The organism is Paraburkholderia sediminicola, assembly GCF_046026895.1.
GTDB classification, from domain to species: domain Bacteria; phylum Pseudomonadota; class Gammaproteobacteria; order Burkholderiales; family Burkholderiaceae; genus Paraburkholderia; species Paraburkholderia sediminicola_C.
The window spans coordinates 62,672-83,304 of record NZ_JAQQEU010000031.1 but is presented as its reverse complement, the minus strand read 5'-3'; the positions used below and the strand labels follow the sequence as shown (position 1 = coordinate 83,304).

Here is a 20,633-nt window from a genome sequence, read left to right as displayed (position 1 = left end):
CTTGGCCATTGCGCGGCCCATAGAGGCGCGACGCCTTGCTGGGATGCTCAATGATCGAGCACGCGATGCAGGAACTGACGCGTACGTTCATTCTGCGGGTTCACGAAGATCTGCTCAGGCGCGCCCTGTTCCGCAATCACACCCTTATCCATGAACACGACGCGGTCGGCGGTCTTCCGCGCGAAGCCCATTTCGTGTGTGACAACGACCATGGTCATCCCGTCGCGCGCCAGTCCGCGCATGACTTCGGTCACCTCCCCGACGAGCTCCGGGTCGAGGGCGGACGTGGCTTCGTCGAAGAACATGATGCCCGGCTCGACGGCCAACGCTCTCGCGATCGCGACACGCTGCTGTTGCCCGCCGGAGAGCTGGCTGGGGTAGTGCTCGGCTCTATCGGCAAGGCCCACGCGGTCAAGCGCGTCCATCGCACGTTTCTTCGCGTCCGCGGCGCTCATCTTGCGTGCCTTGATCAGCGCGAGCGTCACATTGCCCAGCGCGCTCTTGTGCGGAAACAGGTTGAACTGCTGGAACACCATGCCGACATGACCGCGGATTTCCTTAGCCCGGCGCGCATCGTGCAGCGGCACTTCGTTGACCCAGACTTCGCCCGTGTCGGCCGTTTCCAGACCGCTCATGATGCGCAGCACCGTGCTCTTGCCCGAGCCCGATGCGCCGATCAGCACGAGCACTTCGCCGGGCCGCACATCGAGGTTGATCGCCTTCAGCACCTGTGTAGCGCCGAACGACTTGCTGACACCGGTGAGATTGATGATGGGCTTTGACGTAGTGACAGTGGTCATGACAACAGGCTCCTTCTTCGGTCATGGTGGCGCACCCACTGCGACAGTGGAAAGCACACGATGAAATAAATCACGGCAACGAGTCCATAAATCTCCACCGGTTTGCCGACCCGGTCGACGATGGCCTGGCCACCATGCATCAATTCCGACATACCGATCATGCTGACGATCGACGTATCCTTGATCAGCGACAAATATTGGCCGATGAGCGGCGGCATCACGATCTTTCCGGTCTGCGGCAGGATCACAGAAAAGAACGCCTGGGTCTTGCTGAGCCCGAGGATCTGCGACACCTCCCACTGGCCCTTCGGTACGGCTTCGATGCCGGAGCGGAATACTTCGGCGATGTAGGCGCCTTGATACACGCTCAAGCCCACGACACCCGCTGCGAAAACATCTATCGCGTAGCCGAAGTACGACACGCCGAAATAGATGAACATCAGTGTGATCAGCACCGGTGTGCCACGAAATAGTTCGGTATAGAGCCTGGCGATGCGCGGCGTGCCCCATGGACCGAATGAACGCAATACGGCTGCCAGCAGTCCGATAAGCGTTCCGCCGACGATCGACGCCGCAGACAGAAGCAGTGTCGCCAGTAATCCCTGGAACAGGATCGCCAGGCTGGTCATTAACAATTCGCTCGACATATTCGATCTCCCGTTTGAGCGCTTAAGTACGATCGGCCTGACGCGCGAGAAGGAACAGCCGGCGCGTGCGTTTCTTCATGACGAGCGGCGGATGAAAAACACGCACGCCGATCTGACCCGCCAGCCACGACAGCAGATTGCTCAGGAACAGATAGGCAATCAGCGTGATCGAAAACGTCTGGATATAAAGCAGCGTGCGCGCGTTGATCACCGTCGCGGTTCCGCTCAATTCCGGCAGCGCGATCGCCGACAGGAGCGACGTGCCGAGCAACAGCTGGATCAGGTTGTTGACGATCGCCGGATAGACGGCTCGCGCAGCCTGCGGCAGAACCACCTCGATGAAGATCTGCGAACGTTCCAGTCCAAGGATCGACGCCGCCTCAAGCTGCCCGCGCGGCACGGACTGGATACCGGCTCGAAACACTTCGGCCAGATACGCGCCGACGTTCACCCCTAACGCAATGACACCGGCTGTATAGGCATTGAGCGTGATGCCAAGCGATGGCAACCCGAAGAACACGATGAAGATCTGCAACAGTACCGGCGTATTGCGGATCGCTTCGACATACACCCTTGCGATCGCCCGCAGCAGCCCGACGCGCGACGAGCTCGCGAGTGCGGTCAGCAAGCCAAGCAGCATCGCGAGGACGAAGGCCAGCAGCGTGACCTGGAGCGTCAGCCACGACGCGCGAACGAAATCGTTCCAATAACCCGCAAGGGTCACCCATTCATAACTCATGGTTCCTCCGTCGATCGACCCGCGCGGCGCCAGCGGGGATTCAGTACTGCGGGTTCAGCGGGAAGCGCGGCTCGGCGCCGAACCACTTCTTGTAGAGCTGCGCGTTCTGCTTCGATGCGTTGACCTGGAACAGGAACAGGTTCAGGTAGTTGAGCCAGACCTCATCGCCTGCCTTCACGCCGAACGCGTTGTATTCGAGCGGAACCAGCGCTTCGTTGGTGACGGTCAGATCGGGATCGAGCGATGCCTGATAGGCGAGAAAGTTGTTGTCCTCGATCATCGCATCGGCCTGTCCCTGCTTGACGGCGAGGATCGCAGCCTGCGAGCTGTCGAATTCCTGGATCTTGACCTTCATGTTCAGCGAGCGCACCTCATCGCCGTTGGTCGAGCCCTTGACCGTTGCAATCGTGCGATCCGACATGTCGTTGATGGACTTGATGCCGCTGCTCTTCTTGACCAGCAGTGCCTCACTCGCGACCACATAGGGATTCGTGAACGCGATTTCCTTCGCTCGCTCGAGGTTGCGGGTGAAGTTGCAGAAGACGACGTCGACCTTGCTGGTTTGCAGGTTCGGAATCCGGTTGGCGCTCGTCGTATTCACGACTTCGAGCTTGACGCCCATCTGCTTCGCGAGTTCTTTCGCCAGGTCGACGTCGTAGCCGTCGGGTTGGCCGTCCTTGTTGTAGAAGCCGAACGGCGCGAAGGTCAAGCAGTCGCCTACGCGCAGCGTGCCGCGTTGCAGGACCTGCTTCAGCGTCGAATCAACTGCGGCACCCTGCTCCGGCGGGGCAACCTTTGTGCAACCGGCGAGGATCAACAGACCGGCCACTGCGAATAAACAGGTGAACTTTGCGCTTTCCCTGACAAATCTCATTTTTCGTCCCGATCTCGTGAGAAGTCCATGCGTGTACACAAGCGGCGTCAAGAAGACCTTCGCGGCACTCTCCGATCGATGAAATCGACGCGATCGCGCGCTAACGCCTGGCTGTCCGATATATCGGATTCATGTCCGACACAGCAGATGACGGCCAGTGTTTCACGGGAAAAAAATAGTTGCAATGGGGTATACGCGGGCACTTCCCGGGTTTGAACGCCCGCCGATTGACTGCTTGCGCCGACGACGTCAGTGGTTCACATTGAGGCGACGCACAACTGAAGACCGCCTGCCCGCATTCGCCGGACCGGCCGGGAGACAAGCGATGCAGAACGACAGACCGCCGCCGCGGCGCGTGGCATTCGACAAAGGGATCAGGATGGGCGGCTCGGGATGGTTCGGCCGATGGCTGGCCGTCGTCCTGGGCGCGATCGTATTCGTGGCGGCCGCGATGCTGTCGGTGGTGCTGCTCGCTGTGCTGTTCGCGGTGGGCACGATCGTCGGCGGCTATCTTTGGTGGAAGACGCGCGCACTGCGCAAACAGGCGCGCGCGTTCGGCGACGACGGCCGGACCGTCGACGTCGAGGTCGTCCATAAGGACTCGCCTGGGGACGATTCCGCGAAACGCTGACGATCGCAAACAAAAGGCGAGAGGAATAATGTGACAGGCCCTTTGGAAAGGACCGCATTCACCGGCTATGGTGACTGGGTGACTTCCAGCCCATCATCGTCTCGGCGCTCCATTCAGCCGGGGTGAGTTTGGAGATGACGAAATCGGCCAACGCGCTAACCTTTGCTGGCCGTGCGCGAACAGTGGGTGTGACGAAATACAGGCCGCCTTCCGGCAAGCGCCAATCGGTCAACAGCGGTTCAAGCTGTTTGTCGGCGAAATACTGTGTCGCAACGAACTCGGGCAGCTCGGTAATGGCAAGTCCCGCGAGGAGCGTGGGCAGTAACCCTTCCACGTTTGTCGCGCGCAACGCCCCGGTCGGCGTAATCGTGCACTCCTCACCGCTTTTGTGGGTAAATCGCCAAACGTCCCGCTTGCTTCTGTTGGCGAAGGTAAGGCACTGGTGCGCGCCAAGATCATGGGGGTGCTGCGGGCGACCATAACGGGACAGATAGGCCGGAGAAGCCACGATAAACCGGCGCACGGGTGCGATGAGACGTGCAGCGAGTGTCGAATCTTCCATGATGGCGATACGGAGGGCGGCGTCAAAGCCATCACCGATCAGATCCGCATGGGCGTCCGTGAGATGCAGTTCCACGGCAATATCCGGATAGGTGCGGAAGAACTCCGGCAGCAGTGGGGCAACCCAGCGCGCGCCAAAGGACAGTGGCGCAGCGAGCTTGACCAGACCACGCGGTCGGCTTGACGTCTCGCGCGCGATGTCCTCAGCTTCTTCGGCGTCGGCGTAGATTTTCGACGCGCGCTCGGCGAGCATATGGCCATAGTCCGTGAGCGCAAGCCGTCGGGAGGTGCGGTTAAAAAGCCGCCCTCCCAGTCGCTCCTCGAGGCGGGTGACGGCCCGAGACACCGTGGCAACGGAGACGCCCATTGTCGCCGCAGCAGCAGCGAACGAACCTTCTTCGGCGACCTTCGCGAACATCGCGAATCCTTCAAAGTCAGGTAACTTTGACATCGACAATCCTGCAACGATGGTTTTCAGTCATTTCTCTTTCGAAAATTAGCACGCTGCCATAGATTTGTCTCGTCACACAGGAGATAAATCATGGTACGTAAACTGGAAGGAAAGATAGCCGTCGTCACCGGCGGCACAACGGGTATCGGCCTTGCCACCGCGAGGCGTTTTGTGGCCGAGGGTGCGAGGGTCTTTGTGACCGGCCGCCGTTCGACGGAACTCGATGCCGCTGCTGCAGCGATCGGGCCGAGCGCGACCGGCGTGCAGGCGGACTCCGCCAATCTTGACGACCTCAACCGGCTCTATGAGCGCGTAAAGACCGAGGCAGGCCGCATCGATGTACTGTTCGTCAATGCGGGCGGTGGCTCTATGTTGCCCTTGGGGTCAATCACCGAAGAGCAGTATGACGACACGTTCGGTCGCAATGTGAAGGGCGTGCTCTTTACGGTGCAGAAGGCGTTGCCGCTTCTCGTCGACGGCGCCTCGGTGATACTCACTGGGTCCAACGTCAGCATCAAGGGCACGCCGGCGTTCAGTGTCTATAGCGCATCCAAGGCCGCGGTGCGCAACCTCGCCCGGAGCTGGACGCTGGACCTGAAGTCGCGCGGCATCCGCGTGAACGTCATTAGCCCGGGTCCGATCAAGACGCCAGGCCTTGTCGATCTGGCCGGCCCCGATAGCGCGCAGCAGCAGAGCATGCTCGACTACATGGCCTCGACCATCCCGCTCGGGCGCGTCGGCGATCCTGACGAAGTCGCGGGCGCCGCCGCCTTTCTCGCTTCCTCCGATTCGAGCTTCATCGCCGGCACGGAAATCTTCGTCGATGGTGGACAAGCTCAGATTTGACGAAAGGCCCCAGATCAGCCGGCGATTCGATACCGGCTGCTCAATTCCGAGCGTTCGCCCCGCCCAACAGTGTCAAAGTCCCCATCGCGCTGGCACTCGCTCAGTAGTGCGATGAAAAAACGCATTCTTTCTATATTCACGCGACGTGACCTGGCTCAGTGAGTAGTCAATCAGCAAGGAGAATTGTTATGACCGACCGTATCAACGAACTGCTCTGTCGCAACCTTCAGGAGGTCTTTGGCGAGGGCGACGCAACGCGTCGTCGCGCGGCAATCGAGGAACTCTATACCGAGGACTGCGTGCTCTACGCGCCTCCGGGTGTATTCGTCGGGCACGATGCGCTCGACACCTTCGCTGGGGAACTTCGCGCGACGCACCCGCATTTCGCCTATGTGCCGCACGGAGAGGCTCAGGCCCTGCACGACGCTGGCCGCCTGGCGTGGGGGTCCGGCCCGCGGGGCGCGGCCCCGGAGTATACGGGCGTGGATGTAATCATCGTTCGCGATGAGAAGATTGCTGCGCTCTACGTTTTCCTCGACTCCATGCCTGCATAACCCGGTGGGCGCCCCCATTCAGGAAGACTAGCAACCTCAATGACTTGAAGGCGACGCCCCGTTGCAGTGCACGCGAGGCCGGCGTCGGCTAGAAAATCACGTAGATTTTCCGCATCGTTTCATTCACCTCCCACAATCCTTCAGTGTTCGCTTCGAAGAACAACGTATCGCCGCCGGTAAAGTGAATCGTGTCTTCGCCGTCCGGCGTGAACGATCCCGCACCCGTCAGAAAATGCATCACTTCGGCCTGTTTGACCGAGCGGCGGTACGTCCCCGGCGAGCATTCGAACACGCCTGCATCGACCGCCTCCGCGCCCGGAATCACGTATTGACGCCCTGAGACCCGAGCCGGTTCGGTGCCCGGCAGAGCGGCGGTTCCCCAGTCTTCGAGCGGTTGAAGCCGTACGGCCTGTTTGATCTGCTGAACTTTCACGAGATGCTGCCCTGGACGTTGAATGGGTAGACTGGAAATACGCTGAGCTCACGCGCGCTCGATGCGCTGCTCGATCTTGCCGAGCCGCACGACGGTCACGCCGGGACGTAGTTGACGCAGCGAAGGCATCACGAGCATGCAATCGTCGTAAGGCGTGACAACCGGTTGGCCGTCCGACCAGCCGATCACCGTTCCCGCCTTATCGAAGATTTCGAGCCCGCTGTACGGACCCGCAAAGCGGAAATCCATGCTCTTTGCGACGACCGGTTCGGTCACGCGCACCACATGGAGCGACGATGGCAACGGCGCGAGCCAGCCATCAGGCAGATCGTTTTCGTCGACCACACCGGCCAGCAGCAAAAAGCGCGCAGTCGTGTCGCGCGCAACCGTCACCGCGCTCTTTTCCCAATGTTGGCCGCATTCGATCAGCAGGGCGTTTTTCGGGCTCGTGTCGCGACCGAAGTCTTCGTAGTCGCGCATCCGGCGTCCTTCCGGATGGCCTTCGTCGCAGATCACGGTGGCGGGCGTGCCGAGTTGGACCGCTAGCGCGATCCCTTTGTCGAGCGGACCGGCGACGATCAGCGGCGCGCTTTTCTCGTGCATCGAATGCAGGTCGAGCAATGCATCGACGGTGTCGATCACCGGACGCATCTGACGCGCGCGTTCGAGTTCGCTCGATGTGCGCGACAGGTCGTCGAGCACGCTTGCGGTCCACACGCGATTGAAGTCCTGATCGACGAAGCGCGCGGCGTCGGGGTGTTCCGGATCGAAACGCGCGTACGCATCGACGTTGGCGAACGACAGCGTCAGCTTGCCGCGCCGTGGCCGTAACCCGGCGCGCAACAGCGCATCCACGACGATTGCGCCACACACTTCGTTGCCGTGTGTCAGCGCATTGATCATGACATGCGGGCCGGGCGTGCCCGAGTCGAACGTGTGCACGTAGGCAATGCCGGTGTTGCCTTCGGCATGCGCGGAAATGTCGGGGAATTCGATTTCGATCGGATACGCGTGGTTCGCATGGTTCGCTTCGTTGCTCATTCCAATCCTCCCTGACACAGGTATTTGATCGACAGATAGTCGTCGAGGCCGTATTTCGAGCCTTCGCGGCCGTAGCCCGATTCCTTCACGCCGCCGAACGGCGCGGCTTCGGACGACAGCGCACCTTCGTTGATGCCAACAATCCCGGCTTCCAGCGCTCGCGATACGCGTTCGATGCGGCGCGGATTCTCGCTGTAGAAATATGCGGCAAGACCGAATGGCGTGTCGTTCGCCGCATCGACGGCTTGCTGTTCGGTGTCGAAACGGAACAGCGGCACGACCGGCCCGAAGGTTTCCTCGCCGCACAGCGCCATCTTTGACGACGCGTCGCCCAGCACGGTCGGCGCATAGTAGTTCGGTCCGAGTTCGGTCAGACGGCGACCGCCTGTCAGCAGGGTCGCGCCGTTGGCGAGCGCATCCTCGACGTGACGCGCGATCTTGTCGACCGCCCGCAGATTGATCATCGGACCGATTTGCGACGCGTCGTCCGTCGCCGGTCCGACGCGCAATGCGGCGACCCGATCACGCAAACGCGCGGCGAAGCGATCGTAAATGCGGTCCTGGACATACACACGGTTCGGACACACGCAGGTCTGTCCGCCGTTGCGCAATTTCGCTGCAAGCAGACCCTCGACCGCCGCGTCGAGATCCGCATCGTCAAAGACGATGAAAGGCGCATTGCCGCCCAGCTCCAGTGACAGCTTCTTGAGCGTTCCCGCCGATTCGCGTGCCAGATACTTGCCGACCGGCGTCGAGCCGGTAAACGTGATCTTGCGTACGCGACTATCGCCGAGCCAGTCGGCGACCGCTTCCACCGCCGATTCGCGCGACGACGCGATCAGGTTCAGCACGCCCGCCGGGACACCCGCTTCGTGCGCAAGCTGGACCAGCGCGAGCGCGGTCAGCGGCGTGTCTTCAGCCGGTTTGCCGACCACCGTGCAGCCTGCCGCGAGTGCAGGCGCGATCTTGCGCGCGATCATCGCAAGCGGAAAATTCCACGGCGTGATCGCGGCGACGATACCGATCGGCTCCTTCACCGCGCTCATCTTCTTGCCGCGCTGCCGCTGCGGGATCAGGTCGCCGTAGATGCGCGTGGCTTCGTCCGCGAACCACGCGACATAGGACGCGCCATACGCGACTTCGCCGCGTCCTTCCGCGAGCGGCTTGCCCTGTTCGAGCGAGATCAGCGCGGCGAGCGCATCCTGATTCGCGAGAATGAGCGCGTGCCAGCGATGCAGCACCGCCGCGCGTTCGGTGGGCAGCCGGGCGCGCCATTGCGGCAGCGCGCGGGCGGCGGCGTCGGTGGCGGCGCGTGCGTCTTGCGGGCCGCTGTCGGCGACTTCGGCGATGCACTCGCCGGTCGCGGGATCGGTGACGACGAAGCGCTTGCCGCTTTGCGCGGCAACCCAGCGTCCGTCGATAAAGTTGTCCGCGCGGATCAGCGGACGCGCTTGCTGTTCAAGTGACATGGCGGTTTCGTCGTTGGTTGGTGACTGCGTGTGCCTGGTACGTGCGTCGCAGATGAGTTGTGCGCGCCTCGCGAGACTAGCGCGCTTCGGTTCCGGCGATCCGTGCAGCGAGTGCCTTGCCGACTTCCGTCGTGTTCGCTTTGCCGCCGAGGTCGCCGGTGCGCGGGCCTTCCTTCAGCACATGCTGGATCGCTTGGAGCATGGCGTCGTGTGCTTCGCGTTCGATGCCTTCGCCGTTGCCGAGGAAATCGAGCATCATCGCCGCCGACCATACCATCGCAACCGGATTGGCGATGTTCTTGCCCGCGATATCCGGTGCGGAGCCGTGAACCGGTTCGAACAGCGAAGGAAACGTGCGATCGGGATTCAGATTGCCCGACGGCGCAATGCCGATCGTGCCGGTGCATGCGGGGCCGAGGTCCGAAAGAATGTCGCCGAACAGGTTGGATGCAACCACCACATCGAAGCGGTCCGGGTTCAGCACGAAGCGCGCACACAGGATGTCGATGTGCTGTTTGTCCCACTTGATGTCCGGATAGCGCGCGGCCATTTCGGCGGCGCGGGCATCCCACCACGGCATGCTGATCGAGATACCGTTGCTCTCGGTCGCAACCGTGATCTTCTTCGCGCGACGCTGCGCGAGATCGAACGCGAACTTCAGCACGCGTTCGGTGCCGTGCCGCGTGAAGATGGATTGCTGCATCACGACTTCGCGCGCGGTGCCTTCGAACATGGTGCCGCCCACCGACGAATACTCGCCTTCGGTGTTTTCGCGCACGATCATGAAGTCGATATCGCCGGCCTTGCGGCCGGCCAGCGGCGACGGCACGCCTTCGAAGAGACGCGCGGGACGCAGGTTGATGTACTGGTCGAACTCGCGCCGGAACTTCAGCAGCGAACCCCACAGCGAGATATGGTCCGGGACTTTGTCGGGCCAGCCGACCGCGCCGAACAGGATCGCGTCGCAGTCTTGCAGTTGCGCTTTCCAGTCGTCCGGCATCATCTGGCCATGCTGTGCGTAGTAGTCGCAACTCGCCCACTCGATATGTTTGAAGTCGAACTTGATACCGAAACGTTGGCTCACGGCTTCGAGTGCGCGCAAGCCTTCGGGCATCACTTCGACGCCGATGCCGTCGCCGGGAATCACGGCAATGCGATAACTGCGGGTCATACCGGGTCTCTCCTGATAGGCGCGCACCAATGCGCTAGCGAAAAACGATGAGCTTTATTCTATGCGGGCGTGCACAGCATAAAAATCTGCATTTGACGCGCGGACGCGGCACGCGTTCCGAAAAGAGCGCGCGCACGCAATGCACGACGCTTTGCGGGCGTCGCGTGACATTGGCGAAAGGGAGATAAAGCGGAACGAAAGAAAGACGCGGTTGGCATGGAGCCAGGTGGTCAACCCCAAGTGATCGACCTCAAGCCGGCAACCTCAAGCAGACAAGCTCGAACAGCCGCCCTTGGCCCCGCGTCAATCGCTCAATTGTGGTTCTGCGAAAACAACGTTTCGAGCGGGTAGTGCGTCTTGATGAACGGCGTCTTGATGATCACGTAGCTGAAATACTTTTCAATGCCGATGTCGCGTTCGAGCAGCCGTTCGATGATGCTCTGGTAGTGGCTCACGCTGCGCGTCACGAATTTGAGCAGATAGTCGTAGCCGCCGCTCGCGAGATGGCACTCGACAATTTCGTCCACGTCGCGAACCGCCGCGACGAACTTGATGAAGTCTTCACGGCGATGATCGGCAAGCGTGACTTCGGTGAACACGACTTGTACATCGCCGAGCTTTTCAAGCTGGATCTGTGCGCCATAGCCGACGATATAGCCGGCTTTCTCCAGGCGCTTCACACGGATCAGGCAGGGGCTGGGTGACAGCCCCACGGCATCGGCAAGTTCGACATTCGTAATGCGGCCCTTCTTCTGCAGTTGCGAAAGAATGCGCAGGTCAATCCGGTCCAGCTTGCAGTCGCTACTCATGTCTTGGTTCGGTCTGACGATCGAAGGGTTATGCTTTAAAAAAGCATGCCGATGTTATCACGCCGTTATGCCGCCGCGCGCCTTGTTCCGGGCGATCCCGCATGCGACGAGCCCTTGAGCGCGGCGCGGACCTCCGACTCGTTCATGACTTCGTCGAGCGTGCGTTTCAAGCGCGTGAACAGCAGGTCGAATTCGGCTTCCGTATAGCACAGCGCGGGAGCGAAACCGAGGATGTTGTCGCCGAATGCACGGAACACCAGCTGATTGCGATATGCCGCCGCGGCGATCCTGTCCGACAGCTTCAGCGACGGATCGAAGCCCTGCTTGCTTTCCTTGTCCGATACGAGTTCGAGCGCGCCGAGCAGGCCGCGATGCCGGGAATCGCCCACCAGCGGATGATCGAGCAGCGCATCGAGACCGGCAGCGAAGCGCGGTGCCTGCGCCTGGCCGTTCGCGAGCAGTCCGCCTTCGTGATAAAGCCGCAGCACTTCGAGGCCGATCGCCGCGCTAACCGGATGCGCGGAATACGTATGGCCGTGACCGACGATGGCCGTGTCGTTTGCTTGGCCGGCAATCCCCTGATAAATCGCGTCCGACATGAGCACGGCGCCCATTGGCGCGTAGCCGGCGGTCAAACCCTTCGCGACCGTCATCAGATCCGGTTCGACCTGCTCGGCCTCGCATGCGAACAGCGGGCCGGTGCGACCGAACCCGGTGATCACTTCATCGGCGAGGAAGAGGATGTCGAGGCGGCGGCACGCGTCGCGCATCGCCTTCAGCCAGCCGCCCGGCGGGACCACGACACCGCCTGAACCCTGGATGGGTTCGCAGAAGAACGCCGCGACGTTGTCCGCGCCGAGTTCAACGACTTTCGCTTCGAGCGCCGCGACCGACTTCGCGATCAGCGCCTTCGCGTCGATACCCGCCGGCTGGCGATACAGATAAGGTGATGGTAAATGATGCTGGCTCGGCAGCGGCAGGTCGAAGTTGCGATGAAACGCCGGCAACGCCGTCAGCCCCGCTCCGATCGAGGACGAGCCGTGATAGCCGCGTTCCAGCGCGATCATGTGCTTCTTCGACGGCCGGCCGGTCGCGTTGTAGTAATGCGTGATGAAGCGGATCGCGGAATCGACCGCATCGGAGCCGCCGAGCGTGAAGTACACATGTTGCAGCGACGCCGGGGCATACGACACCAGCTTCTCGGCCAGTTCGATCGCAGGCTCGGAGCCGAAGTGGAAATAGCCGGTCGCGTAAGGCAGGCGCGCCATCTGTTCGGCTGCGACCTTGACGATGCTGTCCTGGCCATAACCGACGTTCACGCACCACAGGCCAGAGAATGCGTCGAGCAGTTCGTTGCCATCGCGGTCGCGCAGATACGCGCCGTGGCCCGATTCGAGCACGGTGACGCCGCGTGCTTCATGCGCGCGGTAGTTGATGACCGGATGGATCAGGTGTTTGCGGTCGGCTTCGATAAGCGATTGGTTCGGCATGTTGGGTTCTCGTCGCGGGTTGGAGCGGAAGTGACTGTTGACCGGTCCATACTAACGATTGCCCGCTACCCGCCGTGCCGCCAAAAAAAAGCTCAAAGAGCGCAGCTGACGCGTTTTGCACCCAATGTGCAGCATATTCTGCCGCGCCCGCTTAACAGCGGTGCGTACGAGCGCATCACGCGCTCAATAGCCGCGCTCCCGGTCGATCTCGCCGAGCATCGCTTCCCCATTGCGATGACGGCGCAGGTTGTCGAGAACCGCATCGACGGCGCCGTCGGGACGCGTGGCGCTGGCGATATGCGGCGTGATGCGCACGCGCGGCTGCGTCCATAACGGATGATCGGCAGGCAGCGGCTCGGGATCGGTGACGTCGAGCACCGCATTGCGTAGACGTCCGCGGCGCAGTGCGTCGAGCAGATCGACGGTGTTCAGTTGCGGGCCCCGTCCCGTATGAATCAGCGATGCGCCGTCGGGCAACGCGTCGAACACCCGGCGCGACAGTAGCCCACGGGTTGCATCGGTCAGGGGCAACAGACAGACGAGCACATCGCTGCGGGCGAGGAATGCGTCGAGCGACGCGTCGCCCGCGTAACAGTCGACGCCCTCTATCTGGTGCGGCGAACGACTCCAGCCCGCACACGCGAAGCCGAACAGCTTCAGCCGTTCGAGCACCGCCGCGCCGAGCATGCCAAGGCCCAGCACGCCGACCCGGCGCGCCGACGCCGCTCTCACCGGCAACGCTTGCCACACGAGCGCCTGCTGCTGCAACGCGTAGTCGAACAGATCGCGATGCACGGCCAGCACGGCCTCGGTCACGTATTCGACCATGCCCTCGACGATGCCCGGCTCGATCATCCGCACGACCGGCAGATGCGGCGGCACGCGTGTCAGGTCGAACTGATCGACGCCCGCGCCAACCGAGAACACCACTTCGAGATTCGGCAGTGTTTCGGCAAGATCGCCGGGCGACCACGCGGCGAGATAGCGGACCTCGGCCGGGTCGCCGAGATCGGGCCAAACCCGGAACCGTAGGTCCGGCGCACGCAGCGCGAAGCGTTCAGCCCATTGCGCGCCGCGGACCGGATCGGCCTTATAGAGAAAGGTCACGGCAGTGTGTCGGCGTCAAAGCATCGCCTGATTGATGATGCCGAACTGGCGGAACAGCGTATCGGGCGGCCCTTCGATCCGCGAAGGCTCCGCATTGCGGACCATCTTCACGACCTGGTCGACGCGCGGCAGGCCCAGGCCGATCAGCCAGTCGGTCAGACCGCTACCGGCCGGCACGTCGATCCGCACGAACGCGCCCTCGTTGAGCGCGAGCCAATGCCGGATCAGCGCCTTCGCACGGCTGCAATCGGGGGCATCCGCGGCCACCACCGGACCGATTGCATAACCGCGGCCGAATCGGCGGAACAACGCAAAACCGAGCAGTTCGCCGTCGCGGTCCAGCGCGATGCCGTCGGCGGCCTGCAGCAGTGCGGGCAGCACGGCGCTGCGATCCAGCCCGCATGCGCGCGACGCGAGTTCGACCAGTTGCGGCGTATCGTTGACGCCCAGCGGACGCAGGCGTTCACCCGCGGGCAACGACACGAGCGGCGGTTGGAACACCGCGCCCTGATGCTGTTCGAGCGCGCCGCACGCGCGGAAACCGAGCTTTTCGTACAGCGGCTGACCTGCCACGGTCGCGTGCAGAAAGGTCACCCGGTTGCCTGTCTCCGCGAGCACCAGCATCATCAGCTTGCGGCCGATCCCACGCCCCTGATGTTCCGGCGACACGATCACCATGCCGAGCGTCGCGCGGTCCGCGCCGAACTTCCAGAACAGCGCCGTGCCGATCACGACGCCGGCCTCTTCGGCGGCAAACCCGCTTCCCGCATCGGCGGCAAAGCGCCAGTCTTCGGCACGATGCGGCCAGCTGACCGCCGTCGACAGGCCATGCGCGGCCGCGATGTCGTCAGGGGTAAAGCGTCGATAGATAAGCGTTTCTTGTTCTGCGGATCCTGACACGGCTCACTCCTTGAAAGACATCACACTTGCCTGCGACTGTCGCATTTCGGCTGCGTCGTTAATAGGACGATCCTTTTATCTTGCCTCACCAGAATCCCGTTCGACGCAACTCGCTACAAAACACACCGTCAATCGGGCCGGAACGCGTCGATTGTGCTGAATCGGCATTTTTGTCGGCGGCATATATCACGCATGAGACTTTACGATTTCTGTCAGTGGCCGCGTTGTCCGCCGCCGCTAGTGCAAGGCAGCCGCCCGGCGCAGCCGGAGGCGCGGCGCCAGTCGCACGGGGGGCACGGCAAATCGTGCTGCGCAGACCACCCAAAACGGCCGATTCGAATGGTCGCGACGCTCCGATCGCGACAACCGGTAGTTTTTTGGGGTGCTTAAATCTTCTCAAGCCGGCTAAGCAGAATCCAACCTTCTCATTGTTAGGAGCAGTTCGCATGAACGACGACGAAGTCAAACAAGGTGGTTTCAGCCGCCGCGACATGATGCGGGTAATGGCTGCGGGCAGCATGCTGGCGACCGGCGCAGGCGGACTACTGGCGGGTGCGAGGTCCGCATTCGCCGCGCCCGTGCCGAAGAAAGGCGGCAAGATCCGGGTGGCCTACGACGTCGGTTCGACCGCCGATACGATGGACCCGGCAAAGGGTTCGGCGGGCAGCGACTATATCCGCTTCTTCATGTTCTACAGCGGTCTGACGCAGCTCGATGCAAGCCTGACGCCGCAGATGAACCTCGCGGAAGCACTCGATACGTCCGACGCGAAAACCTGGGTCATCAAGTTGCGCAAGGGCGTCGTCTTTCACGACGGCAAGGCGCTCGCGCCGGCCGACGTCGTGTACTCGCTGATGCGCCACAAGAACCCGGCGACGGCCTCGAAAGTGAAGTCGCTGGCCGACCAGTTCGCCGACGTAAAGGCCACTGGCCCGAACGAAGTGACGCTAACGCTCGCCTCGGCCAACGCCGATCTGCCGGTGATTCTCGCGACGCCGCAATTCGTGATCGTCCAGGACGGCACGACCGATTTCAACGCGGGCACCGGCACCGGCCCGTACAAGGTGAAGTCGTTCAAACCGGGCGTCAGCACGGTCGGCGTGCGAAACGACAATTCTGGAAGCCGGGTCTGCCGTATCTCGACCAGATCGAACTGATCAGCATCAGTGATAACGCCGCACGCGTGAACGCACTGCTGTCGGGTGACGTGCATCTGATCAACTCGGTGGACCCTCGTTCGACGCAGCGCATCGCATCGACGCCGGGTTACGCGGTCAACGAAACCAAGTCGGGTCTGTATTCGGACCTCATCATGCGCCGCGACAATACGATGACCGGCAACCCGGATTTCGTGAACGGGATGAAATATCTGTTCGACCGCGATCAGATCCGCACGGCGGTGTTTCGCGGCTACGCGGTGATTGGCAACGACCAGCCGATTCCGCCGGGCCATCGTTACTTCAATGCAGCGCTGCCGCAGCGCAAGGTCGATCTGGACAAGGCGAAGTTCTACTTTCAGAAAGCCGGTGCGATCGGCGCGCCGCTGCCGCCGATCTACGCGACGCCCGACGCGAACGGCTCGGTGGAAATGGCGGAACTGATGCAGCAGACGGGCGCGAAAGTCGGCCTGAACATCACGGTCAATCGCGTGCCGGCCGACGGTTACTGGTCGAACCACTGGATGAAGCATCCGCTCGGATTCGGCAGCGTGAATCCGCGCTCGAGCGCCGACGTGCTGTTCACGCAGTTCTTCAAGTCGGACGCCGCGTGGAACGAGTCGGGCTGGAAGAACCCGAAGTTCGACCAGTTGCTGCTGGCGGCCCGCTCGGAAACCGACGACGCGAAGCGCAAGCAGATGTACGGCGACATGCAGGTCATCGTCGCCGAGCAGGGCGGTATCGGCATTCCGGCGTTCATCAGCCTGCTCGATGCGAACGACCAGCGTCTGCAAGGACTCGGCTCGATCCCGACCGGTGCGATGATGGGCTTCTCCTTCGCCGAACATGTCTGGTGGAACGCGTGACGATCGCGCGTTGAAGCAGTACGCGCAAACCGGCACGCGTCCCCACGCGCCGGTTTGCGCGATGTCACCCTGAGGAGATCTGGACGATGAACCAGAACATAGCCGCACTGATAGGCCGGCGCGTTGCGGTCACCGCGCTCACGCTGCTGATCGTGTCGATCATCATTTTCCTGATCACCAATCTGCTGCCCGGCGACGCCGCGCAGGCTGCGCTCGGCCAGTCGGCAACGCCCGAAACGGTGGCCGCCTTGCGTCAGCAGTTCGGTCTCGATCAACCGCCTTACCTGCGCTACCTGAACTGGCTCGTCGGTCTGGTGCATGGCAACTTCGGCCTGTCGCTGTCGAACAACATGCCGGTGACGGAACTGATCGAGGGCCGTCTGCCGAATTCGCTGACGCTCGCCGCGATCACGACCGCCGTGTCGGTGCCGATCGCGGTGTCGTGCGGCATTCTGGCGGCAGTCAGGCGCGATACGCTGATCGACCGGATCGTTAGTCTGGGCACGCTGTCGCTGGTTGCCACGCCCGAATTCCTGATCGCGACGGTTGCCGTGCTGGTGCTGGCCGTCAAGCTGCACTGGCTGTCCGCGCTGTCGTATAGCGGCGAGATTGATAATTTCAACCAGTTCCTGCGGGCCTATGCGATGCCGGTGCTGACCTTGTGCGCCGTCGTGATTGCACAGATGGCGCGGATGACGCGCGCCGCGGTGATCGAGCAGCTCGGTTCGTCGTATGTCGAAATGGCGGTGCTCAAGGGCGCGAGCCCGGCGCGCGTCGTATTGCGTCACGCCTTGCCGAACGCGATCGGCCCGATTGCGAATGCCATCGCGTTGAGTCTGTCGTATCTGCTGGGCGGCGTGATCGTCGTCGAGACGATTTTCAACTACCCGGGACTTGCCCGTCTGATGGTCGACGCCGTAGCGAACCGTGATTTTCCGCTGGTCCAGGCTTGCACACTGCTGTTTTGCCTCGGCTATCTGGTGCTCGTCTTTCTGGCCGATCTCTGCGCGATCCTCTCGAACCCGAGATTGCGCACATGAACGTCAACCGCCCGTTTTCACCGCATCCGCAGTAGGAGCCGCTCATGAACCATTACGATCTGGTCACGCGCAGCCACGCGTCGCCGCCCGGCGCGGATCGGCCTCAGCAGCCCGAACCCTCGCAGCCTTCGCAACCGTCCGGCGGCACGCCGACGGCGCCGTCGGGTGCGCCGCAACGCAGACGCCGTTCACTGGCGGCGCGCATGGGTCTGTCCAAAGGCGGCTGGATCGGCTTCTGCATGGTCTGTCTCGCGCTGTTCGTCGCCGCTTTCGCACCGTGGCTCGCGCCGCATCAGGTCGGCACGATCCTGACGCCGGACGTGTTCGCCCCATTCAGCGCGAAGCTGCCGTTCGGCTCCGACTACCTGGGCCGCGACATGCTGAGCCGGATCGTCTACGGCACGCGGCTGACCGTGCTGCTGTCGCTGGCCGCGGCCTTGCTTGCGGCTATCACCGGCACCACGCTCGGACTGCTGGCCGCGGTGGCGGGCCGCGTCGTCGATGAAACGATGAGCCGCCTGCTCGATGCGCTCACGTCGATCCCGTCGAAGATGTTCGCGCTGATGGTCGTCGCGGCGTTCGGTTCTTCGCTGACGCTGCTCGTGCTGGTTGCGGCGATCAGCTATATGCCCGGCTCGTACCGGATCGCGCGCTCGCTGGCGGTCAACATCAGCCAGCTCGAATACGTGCAGGTGTCGCGGGCGCGCGGCGAAAGCGCACTGTATATCGCGTGCGTCGAAATGCTGCCGAACATGCTGCATCCTATGCTGACCGATACCGGCTTGCGCTTCACGTTCGTCGTGTTGCTGCTGAGCGGGCTCAGCTTCCTCGGTCTAGGCGTGCAACCGCCGTATGCCGATCTCGGCTCGCTGGTCCGCGAGAACATCGCCGGTCTCGGCGACGGCGCGCCGGTCGTCATCATGCCCGCGCTGGCCATCGCCATCCTGACGGTCGGCGTGAACCTGCTGATCGACGGACTGCCGCACCGCGGCCGCCGTAAAGTCGCGGCACGCATCGCTGGAGATCATTGAATGAGCACCAATGCAGACAATCTGGTCGAAGTGCGTGGCCTGCGCGTGGTCGGCAGCCGTCCGGGCGAACCGGATACGATCATCGTGCACGGCATCGATTTCGACGTGGCGCGCGGCGAGGTGCTGGCGCTGATCGGCGAATCCGGCTCGGGCAAGACGACCATCGCGCTTTCGCTGATGGGACATGCGCGCAGCGGTTGCCGGATTTCCGGCGGCATGATCCACGTCGGCGGGACCGATGTGCGGTCGCTGTCGGCGAAAGGGCTTGAGGGCTTGCGCGGACGCAAGGTCGCGTATATCGCGCAGAGCGCGGCGGCGGCCTTCAACCCGGCGCGTGCGATTCTCGATCAGGTGATCGAAAGCGCGCTGATTCACGGCACGCTGTCAAAGGCCGCCGCGCAGGCAAAGGCGGTCGAACTGTTTCGCGCGCTGGCGTTGCCGGAGCCGGAAAAGATCGGCAAGCGCTATCCGCATCAGGTGTCGGGCGGTCAGTTGCAGCGTCTGATGGCGGCGATGGCGCTGATCACCGACCCCGAACTGGTGATTCTCGATGAGCCGACCACCGCGCTCGACGTCACGACGCAGATCGATGTCTTGCAGGCCTTCAGGCGCGTGATCAAGGAATTCGGCATGACGGCCGTCTACGTGTCGCACGATCTCGCGGTCGTCGCACAGATGGCGGACCGGATTCTCGTATTGAGCGACGGCCAGATCCGCGAGGCCGGCGTAACCGAACAGATCCTGCATGCACCGGCGCATCCTTATACCCAAAGCCTCATCGCCGCGGTAACGCCGGACAGCGCCGCATGCCGTGCCGATGAAGCCGCGCCGATCTCCGGGCAATCGCCGCAGGCGCGGCGCGAGTCGGACACGCCGCTGCTCGAAGTGCGTCGCGTGGTGGCCGGTTATGGCCGCAAGGACGCGAAGGGCTGGCCCGCGAAAGTGATCCTGAACGACGTCGATTTGCGGATTGGGCGCGCTCAGACGGTGGGCGTGATCGGCGAGTCCGGGTCGGGCAAGACCACGCTCGCGAAGGTGATCGCCGGTCTGGTGCCGTCGTCGGGCGGCAGTCTGCTGCTCGACGGCGAGCCGCTCGCCGGCAATCTGGACAAGCGCACCAAGGAGCAGTTCCGGCGCATCCAGATCGTGTTCCAGAACGCCGATACCGCGCTGAACCCGGTGCATACGGTCGAACGCACGCTGGCCCGTCCACTCGCGTTCTATCACGGCATCAAAGGCGCAAAAGCGAAGGCGCGCGTGGCCGAACTGCTGGAACTGGTGAAGCTGCCCGCGTCGGTCGCGTCGCGTTCGACGTCCGAGTTGTCCGGCGGGCAGAAGCAGCGCGTCAATCTCGCGCGCGCGCTCGCGGCCGAGCCCGATCTGATTCTCTGCGACGAAGTCACGTCGGCGTTGGATACCGTGGTCGGCGCGGCGATTCTCGATCTGCTGCGCGATCTTCAACGCAAGCTCGGCGTGTCGTATGTGTTCATTACGCACGATATCGCGAAGGTCCGCGCAATCAGCGACGACATCGTCGTGCTGTACGCGGGCCATCGCGTGGAGACTGGCAACCGCGAAGCGTTGTGCGCGCCGCCGTTCCATCCTTATTCGCACCTGCTGGTGTCGTCCGCGCCCGAGCTGCGCGCCGGTTGGCTCGACGAAGCGAGCGAGCGCTGTCATCAGCCGCTCGCGCCGATCGGACCGTCCGCCGACAACCCCGAGTTGTGCACGTTTCTCGACCGCTGCGCGATGCGGGTCGACGGCCTGTGCAACCACGCGGCGCCGTCGATTCGCACGTTGGAAAACGGCGCGCAGGTGTTGTGCCATCGCAGCGAGGCCGACTTGCTGAGCTTTCAGACACCGCACGAGGCATTCGCATTCGCGCAGGTCGAGCGCGCCTAGCGAACGCCTTTTCGAAATTTCGATTTGCAAAACACGGACCCCGAGGCATGGCCCCGGGGTGTGCTTCCGGTCGTCCGGCGGAAAGCGCTCGTCCAGGCTTTCGGGACCAACGTC

19 protein-coding genes and 1 pseudogene are annotated in these 20,633 nt (G+C 62.7%); 7 read left to right on the top strand and 13 right to left on the bottom strand.

The window, feature by feature from the left end; translation table 11 throughout:
• Window positions 1–47: 47 nt before the first annotated feature.
• Genes PQR02_RS21830 through PQR02_RS21815 form a run of 4 tightly spaced genes read right to left on the bottom strand, consistent with a single transcriptional unit; the run spans window position 48 to window position 3,060 of the window.
• Window positions 48–800, bottom strand: coding sequence for an amino acid ABC transporter ATP-binding protein (locus PQR02_RS21830; protein WP_408235647.1), 753 nt, complete (start codon window positions 798–800; stop codon window positions 48–50).
• Window positions 797–1,447, bottom strand: a complete 651-nt coding sequence (locus tag PQR02_RS21825) for an amino acid ABC transporter permease (protein ID WP_408235644.1) — start codon at window positions 1,445–1,447, stop codon at window positions 797–799. Before PQR02_RS21825 ends, PQR02_RS21830 begins: the two co-directional genes overlap by 4 nt.
• Window positions 1,448–1,469: 22 nt before the next feature.
• Window positions 1,470–2,186 carry an amino acid ABC transporter permease gene (locus PQR02_RS21820; protein ID WP_408235641.1) on the bottom strand — a complete coding sequence of 239 codons (717 nt, stop codon included), beginning with the start codon at window positions 2,184–2,186 and terminating at the stop codon, window positions 1,470–1,472.
• Between the two features lie 40 nt (window positions 2,187–2,226).
• On the bottom strand, window positions 2,227–3,060 hold the full coding sequence (locus tag PQR02_RS21815) for an ABC transporter substrate-binding protein (protein ID WP_408235638.1): 834 nt from the start codon (window positions 3,058–3,060) through the stop codon (window positions 2,227–2,229).
• 325 nt (window positions 3,061–3,385) lie between these two features.
• Between PQR02_RS21815 and PQR02_RS21810 the strand changes: the two genes are divergently transcribed.
• Window positions 3,386–3,691, top strand: coding sequence for a hypothetical protein (locus PQR02_RS21810; RefSeq protein ID WP_408235635.1), 306 nt, complete (start codon window positions 3,386–3,388; stop codon window positions 3,689–3,691).
• A gap of 58 nt (window positions 3,692–3,749) precedes the next feature.
• Here PQR02_RS21810 and PQR02_RS21805 read toward each other — a convergent pair whose 3' ends face one another.
• On the bottom strand, window positions 3,750–4,703 hold the full coding sequence (locus PQR02_RS21805) for a LysR family transcriptional regulator (protein WP_408235632.1): 954 nt from the start codon (window positions 4,701–4,703) through the stop codon (window positions 3,750–3,752).
• A gap of 90 nt (window positions 4,704–4,793) precedes the next feature.
• On the opposite strand from PQR02_RS21805, the gene PQR02_RS21800 reads away from it, so the two are divergent.
• Together PQR02_RS21800 and PQR02_RS21795 are read left to right on the top strand one after the other, a co-directional pair.
• On the top strand, window positions 4,794–5,549 hold the full coding sequence (locus PQR02_RS21800) for an SDR family oxidoreductase (protein ID WP_408235629.1): 756 nt from the start codon (window positions 4,794–4,796) through the stop codon (window positions 5,547–5,549).
• A gap of 188 nt (window positions 5,550–5,737) precedes the next feature.
• Complete coding sequence (locus PQR02_RS21795) at window positions 5,738–6,103, top strand: nuclear transport factor 2 family protein (RefSeq protein ID WP_408235626.1); 366 nt, start codon at window positions 5,738–5,740, stop codon at window positions 6,101–6,103.
• 88 nt (window positions 6,104–6,191) lie between these two features.
• Here the strand turns inward: PQR02_RS21795 and PQR02_RS21790 are convergent, their stop codons facing one another.
• From PQR02_RS21790 to PQR02_RS21755, 8 genes are all read right to left on the bottom strand, one after another.
• Window positions 6,192–6,536 (bottom strand): cupin domain-containing protein, encoded by a 345-nt coding sequence (locus tag PQR02_RS21790; protein WP_408235623.1) that lies wholly within the window; start codon window positions 6,534–6,536, stop codon window positions 6,192–6,194.
• Between the two features lie 48 nt (window positions 6,537–6,584).
• Window positions 6,585–7,577, bottom strand: coding sequence for a M14 family metallopeptidase (locus tag PQR02_RS21785; RefSeq protein WP_408235620.1), 993 nt, complete (start codon window positions 7,575–7,577; stop codon window positions 6,585–6,587).
• Window positions 7,574–9,046: an NAD-dependent succinate-semialdehyde dehydrogenase gene (locus PQR02_RS21780; protein ID WP_408235617.1), complete on the bottom strand. Its 1,473-nt coding sequence runs from the start codon at window positions 9,044–9,046 to the stop codon at window positions 7,574–7,576. The genes PQR02_RS21785 and PQR02_RS21780 overlap by 4 nt, the downstream gene beginning before the upstream one ends.
• Before the next feature lie 76 nt (window positions 9,047–9,122).
• Window positions 9,123–10,217, bottom strand: coding sequence for a tartrate dehydrogenase (locus tag PQR02_RS21775; RefSeq protein WP_408235614.1), 1,095 nt, complete (start codon window positions 10,215–10,217; stop codon window positions 9,123–9,125).
• Between the two features lie 311 nt (window positions 10,218–10,528).
• Window positions 10,529–11,026: an Lrp/AsnC family transcriptional regulator gene (locus PQR02_RS21770; protein WP_408235611.1), complete on the bottom strand. Its 498-nt coding sequence runs from the start codon at window positions 11,024–11,026 to the stop codon at window positions 10,529–10,531.
• 65 nt (window positions 11,027–11,091) lie between these two features.
• Window positions 11,092–12,516, bottom strand: coding sequence for an aspartate aminotransferase family protein (locus PQR02_RS21765; protein WP_408235608.1), 1,425 nt, complete (start codon window positions 12,514–12,516; stop codon window positions 11,092–11,094).
• A gap of 183 nt (window positions 12,517–12,699) precedes the next feature.
• On the bottom strand, window positions 12,700–13,623 hold the full coding sequence (locus PQR02_RS21760; protein WP_408235605.1) for a 2-hydroxyacid dehydrogenase: 924 nt from the start codon (window positions 13,621–13,623) through the stop codon (window positions 12,700–12,702).
• A 15-nt stretch (window positions 13,624–13,638) separates the two neighbouring features.
• Complete coding sequence (locus tag PQR02_RS21755) at window positions 13,639–14,523, bottom strand: GNAT family N-acetyltransferase (protein WP_408235602.1); 885 nt, start codon at window positions 14,521–14,523, stop codon at window positions 13,639–13,641.
• A gap of 446 nt (window positions 14,524–14,969) precedes the next feature.
• Here PQR02_RS21755 and PQR02_RS21750 point away from each other — a divergent pair.
• The 4 genes and pseudogenes from PQR02_RS21750 to PQR02_RS21735 all read left to right on the top strand — a co-directional run bounded on the left by PQR02_RS21750 (window position 14,970) and on the right by PQR02_RS21735 (window position 20,519).
• A pseudogene (locus PQR02_RS21750) lies at window positions 14,970–16,546 on the top strand (ABC transporter substrate-binding protein).
• A gap of 86 nt (window positions 16,547–16,632) precedes the next feature.
• Window positions 16,633–17,586, top strand: coding sequence for an ABC transporter permease (locus PQR02_RS21745; RefSeq protein ID WP_408235599.1), 954 nt, complete (start codon window positions 16,633–16,635; stop codon window positions 17,584–17,586).
• Window positions 17,587–17,630: 44 nt separating this feature from the next.
• Window positions 17,631–18,617 carry an ABC transporter permease gene (locus PQR02_RS21740; RefSeq protein ID WP_408235596.1) on the top strand — a complete coding sequence of 329 codons (987 nt, stop codon included), beginning with the start codon at window positions 17,631–17,633 and terminating at the stop codon, window positions 18,615–18,617.
• Window positions 18,618–20,519, top strand: a complete 1,902-nt coding sequence (locus PQR02_RS21735; protein ID WP_408235593.1) for an ABC transporter ATP-binding protein — start codon at window positions 18,618–18,620, stop codon at window positions 20,517–20,519.
• The last annotated feature ends 114 nt before the right edge of the window (window positions 20,520–20,633 follow it).